This window comes from Candidatus Cloacimonadota bacterium (assembly GCA_012516855.1).
Lineage (GTDB): Bacteria > Cloacimonadota > Cloacimonadia > Cloacimonadales > Cloacimonadaceae > Syntrophosphaera.
The window spans coordinates 1-5,021 of sequence record JAAYWB010000003.1; the positions used below are offsets into that span (position 1 = coordinate 1).

The 5,021-nt window shown below is 58.4% G+C and carries 3 protein-coding genes; 2 read left to right on the plus strand and 1 reads right to left on the minus strand.

The window, feature by feature from the left end; translation table 11 throughout:
- Positions 1-159: hypothetical protein (locus GX466_00130; GenBank protein ID NLH92625.1), on the minus strand; the 159-nt coding region annotated here is incomplete at its 3' end.
- A gap of 399 nt (positions 160-558) precedes the next feature.
- Here GX466_00130 and GX466_00135 point away from each other — a divergent pair.
- Positions 559-3,060: a glycogen/starch/alpha-glucan phosphorylase gene (locus GX466_00135; protein NLH92626.1), complete on the plus strand. Its 2,502-nt coding sequence runs from the start codon at positions 559-561 to the stop codon at positions 3,058-3,060.
- 14 nt (positions 3,061-3,074) lie between these two features.
- Positions 3,075-4,715 carry a hypothetical protein gene (locus tag GX466_00140; GenBank protein NLH92627.1) on the plus strand — a complete coding sequence of 547 codons (1,641 nt, stop codon included), beginning with the start codon at positions 3,075-3,077 and terminating at the stop codon, positions 4,713-4,715.
- The last annotated feature ends 306 nt before the right edge of the window (positions 4,716-5,021 follow it).

Below are 5,021 nucleotides of genomic sequence, written 5' to 3' on the forward strand. Positions count from 1 at the left end.
ATGCTGGGAAATGCCTGCAGATAGTGGATAGGCAAACTTTTTCAGAGAGTATAGGAAACACATTGCCAGCAGCAGGATCTGGTTCAAGTTTTGCAGTCGCGTGTAGGAGGCAAATTGGATCTTTTCCCAGCCATAGGATTGTTTGAAATGGCGGTGCACTTCTTCTATCTTCCAGCGTAACCGGTATGTCCTCAAGGCTGTTAGGGCTATTTGTTCAAGAGTCAGGCCAGGCTCATCCGGAAAATCGCAAAAGAAAAGAATGGCTCATGTTCAAATAGAGTAGGTAGAAGTTCCTTCACCCCGCCCCGAGATGAGATATAGCATGACTTTTAACGATATTAACGTTATCAGTATCATTCGGTTATGAAAGAATGGATTCCAACCTTCCCTGTAATGACGGTAAATTGGTGATCAGGGTTACCCACCATAATTGAACTTGAGCCTTCTTTTATCCTTAGCGACAGCCGCTATCGTTTACAAAGCCGGAAAAATCCGCTTGACACCAAAAGAGCTTCCCGACGATGGTCCCGCCAGTGAAAAATCACCGCTGAGGATTTGATGAAAGAAGGTTTCCTGCCCAAAAACGATTATCGCTCCATTTTTTTCACCGACCAGGCGGAGAAGTGCAGTGACGACATAAAGACATTATTCCTGAGGCACCTGGAGTATTCCCTGGTTAAGGATACCACCAACGTGCAGCCTTGGGACATCTATTTCGCCCTGGGCCTGAGCCTGCGCGACAAGCTTATCGAACGCTGGCTGCGAACCCAGTATGAATACCGCAAGCAGGACGTGAAGAAGGTTTTCTACCTCTCGATGGAATTTCTGATCGGTCGCCTGCTGGGCAACACCCTGGTCAACCTGGAAGAATACGACAACGCCTACGACCTGCTGAAAGAATACGGCTACGCGCTGGAAGACATCATCGAGCTGGAGCCGGACATGGGCCTCGGTAATGGCGGCCTGGGCCGGCTGGCCGCCTGCTTCATGGATTCGCTGGCCACACAGGCCTATCCTGCTTACGGTTACGGCATCCGCTATGAATTCGGCATCTTCAAGCAGAACATCGTGCGGGGCTATCAGGAGGAGGAACCCGACCACTGGCTGAAAAAGGGCTGCCCCTGGGAGATAAAGCGCCCGGAAATCACTTACAGGGTGCGTTTCCGCGGAAAGCTGGTCAGGGAGGAACAGCCAGACGGGCGCGTTGACTATCGCTGGGTGGACACCAACGACGTGATGGCCGTGGCCTGGGACATCCCCATCCCCGGCTACAAGGTGGGCAACGTGAACAACCTGCGCCTCTGGCAGGCCACCGCCACCGACGAATTTGACTTCGACTACTTCAACAGCGGCGACTACGTCCGCGCCGTGGAAAAAAAGAACATCTCCGAAAACATCTCCAAGGTGCTCTATCCCAACGACAACTTCCACCTGGGCAAGGTGTTGCGCCTGGAGCAGGAATACTTTTTCGTGAGCGCCACCCTGCAGGACATCCTCCAGGGCTGGAAGCAGGACCACGACAGCTTCGCGGAGCTGCCGGACAAGATCGCCATACAGCTTAACGACACCCACCCCGCCCTGGCCATCCCGGAGCTGCTGCGCATCCTCATCGACGAGGAAAGGCTGGATTTCGAGACCGCCTGGGACATCACCCGCCGCTGCTTCAGCTACACCAACCACACCATCCTGCCCGAGGCCCTGGAAAAATGGAGCGTGGAACTCTTCAAGGAACTGCTGCCCCGCCATCTGGAACTGATCTACCGGATCAACGACCACGTCCTTCGCGAGGTTACCCGGCTCTATCCCGGCGACCTCGCCAAGATGCGCAACCTCAGCATCATAGAGGAAGCGCCCGCCAAGAACCTGCGCATGGCCCAGCTCTGCCTGCACGGGTCCCACGCCGTGAATGGAGTGGCCAAGCTCCATTCCCAGATCATCAAAGACCGCATCTTCCCTGATTTTTACGGAATGTATCCCGAACGCTTCCAGAACAAGACCAACGGCATCACCCCCCGCCTCTGGCTGAAAGTGTGCAATCCCCAGCTCGCCAGCCTCATCAGTGAACACATCGGCGAGGCCTGGGTGGCGGATTTGGAGCTCCTCCGCAGCATTGAGCGCTATGCCGACGACCCCGAGTTCCTGGACGCCTTTCTGGAAATCAAGCAAATCAATAAAAACGCCCTCTGCCGGCACATCTTCAAGGTCACCGGCATCCGGGTTTCCGCGGACAGCATTTTCGACGCCCAAATCAAACGCTTGCACGAGTATAAGCGCCAACTGCTCAACGTGTTGGGAACCATCGCCCGCTACCTGCGCATCAAGGACAACCCCCAGGCCTACTGCGTGCCCAGGACCGTGATCTTCGCCGGAAAGGCCGCCCCGGGCTACTTCCTGGCGAAAGTCCTCATCAAGCTTATCAACAACCTGGGCGTGGTGGTGAACAAGGACCCGGACGTCGCCGACCGCCTCAAGGTGGTCTTCCTGCCCGATTACACCGTCTCCCTGGCCGAAAAGATCATCCCCGCCACTGACGTTTCCGTGCAGATATCCACCGCCGGATTCGAAGCCAGCGGCACCGGCAACATGAAATTCGCCCTCAACGGCGCCCTCACCCTCGGCACCATGGACGGCGCCAACGTGGAAATGGCCGAGGAGATCGGGGCTGAAAACATGTTCATCTTCGGCCTCGATGCCGGGGAGGTAAGCGCCCTCAAACAAAGCGGTTACAACCCCTATTACTATTACAGCAAAGACCCCGAGCTGCGCCGCGCCATCGAAGCCATCGCCTCGGATATGTTTTCGCCCAAAGAAAAAGGCATCTTCGACCCCATCGTCCGCTCCCTGCTGGATTCCGGCGACCCCTACTGCATTATGGCGGATTTCCGCTCCTTCCTGGAAGCTTCCCAGCGCATCGATACGCTCTGGCAGGACCGCCGTGCCTGGGCCAAAAAAGCCGTCCTGAACGTCGCCCGCTCAGGCAAATTCTCCTCCGACCGCGCCATCCGCGAATACGCGAACGAAATCTGGGACGTGAAGCCGGTCATGCTGGACCTGCCCTGAACCCGGAGCGAAAGGTGAGACCCGCCGGCCCGGGAAAATGCCTTCCGCTTCTCGCGCTCGCGCTTTTGCTGCCGGCCTTCGGCCCTGGCCAGGTGGTTATCAACGAAGTCTGCTACGACCCCGCCGGAGCCGATGGCGGCAAGGAGTGGATTGAGCTTTACAACGCCGGCGACACGGACGTCAACCTTCAGGGGGCCAGGCTGTTAAGCGGCGGTGCCGAATTCAGGGAGTTTTTCACTTTCCCCCACTATGTCCTCCGCGCGCGCCGTTTTGTGCTGGTGGGAGGCGAGCAGGTCAGCCAGGCGGTTTTCCACGTTCCCATGACCCTCCAGAACGGAGGTGCGGAAACCGACGGGGTCCGCTACCTCGGCCCGGATGGATTTTACACCGACACACTGCTTTACGATTCCCCCAACAGCAATAATCTGCCCGACGACACCGGGGCGGCGGGAACAGATTTTGCCCCGGACGTGGCGGAGGGCAATTCCCTGGCCCGGCGCATGGATGGCTATGACACAAACAACTGTGCGGCAGATTTTTGCGAGGAGGCGGAGCCTACCCCGGGACTTCCCAACCGCGTCCGCGCCGATTACGCCCTCCTGCATCCGCAAGCCTGGCGGGAAGAGGGTTCCTGGCGCTTCGGACTCTGGGTGAAAAACCTCTCCGACATCGGCCCCGCGCTCTGCGCCGGACTGAGCGTCTGCCTGGACGGCCTGAAGATAGCGGAAAATACAGTTTCCGACCTCGTTGCCGGGGATTCGCTGCGGATGCTCTACACCCTGCCCGTTTCCGATGACCTGAACCACCGGGTCACCGCGTTCCTGGATCTGGAAAACGACCCCGACCCTTCCAACAATTCCGTTGCCCTGGACCTCTTTCCGCAGAACCTCAGCCAGCCGCGGCTCAATGAGGTGATGTTCGCTCCCGAGACCGGAAAGCAGGAATGGATCGAGCTTTGGGTGGAATCGCTTCCCACCCGGGGGGATTTCAGCATTCGGGACGCGAACGGCAACGATTTCAGCTTTTCCCTGCCCGGGGGCGCCGGTTATTTTGTGCTCTGCGCGGCTCCGGAGCAGTTTCTGCTCCATTATCCCGGCTGCCCCGCCGACGCCGTGGTCGGCACCAGCGGCTGGGCCGCCCTCAACAACGATGGCGACAGCATCCTGCTGCTGAACGCGGAGGGAGACAGCCTCGACTGGATGGGCTATTCCAGCGCGAACCTCAAGGCGGGGGTTTCGCTGGAACGCCAGCAGAATTCAGGGCAGCAGGCCTTTTGGCGCCTTTCGCTCGATCCTTCCGGCTCCACCCCCGGCCGGGCCAACAGCCAGAGCGCGCAGGTGCCGGATTTTCGAGGCCATATCAGCGTCCAGGGTAGCCCCTGCAACCCCCGAGAGGGGCAGAAAATCAGCCTGTTCCATAAACTGGAAAGCCCCCAAAACTACGTCAACTGCAAGGTTTACGATATCAGCGGCGGCCTGGTGCGGGTCCTGGCAGACAACACCCCGGTTCCCGCGGAAGGCAAAATCGACTGGGACGGCAGGGACACGGCGGGCAAAATCGTGCCTCGGGGAAGATATTTCTTCGCTTGGGAATCCCGCCCCTCGGATGGGCAAAAGGCATTGAGGGGACAAGTTACGGCGGTGATATTCTACTGAGGGGCGTTCCCTTGGAAGCCGTCCCAGAGATTCGCCTGCCAGCCCGCTGCAATAACCTGTCAGCCAGGCCCTGAGCACCCGTTTCCATCCCCCTCCCACGCCTCTCGCACAATCCCCGCGTCAAATGCGGGCATCATGCGGGAGGCACGCCCCAAACACAGAACAAGGCCTTAACGGCTCGACTACATCGCCAGTCTATACGCTGGCGTCGAGCGAGGAACGAGCATCGACGACAGCAATAGCACCTGTCATTCATTCCGTTGACCTTCCTGTCGTCCATGCTCACTGCGTTCGCTGTACGCCAGG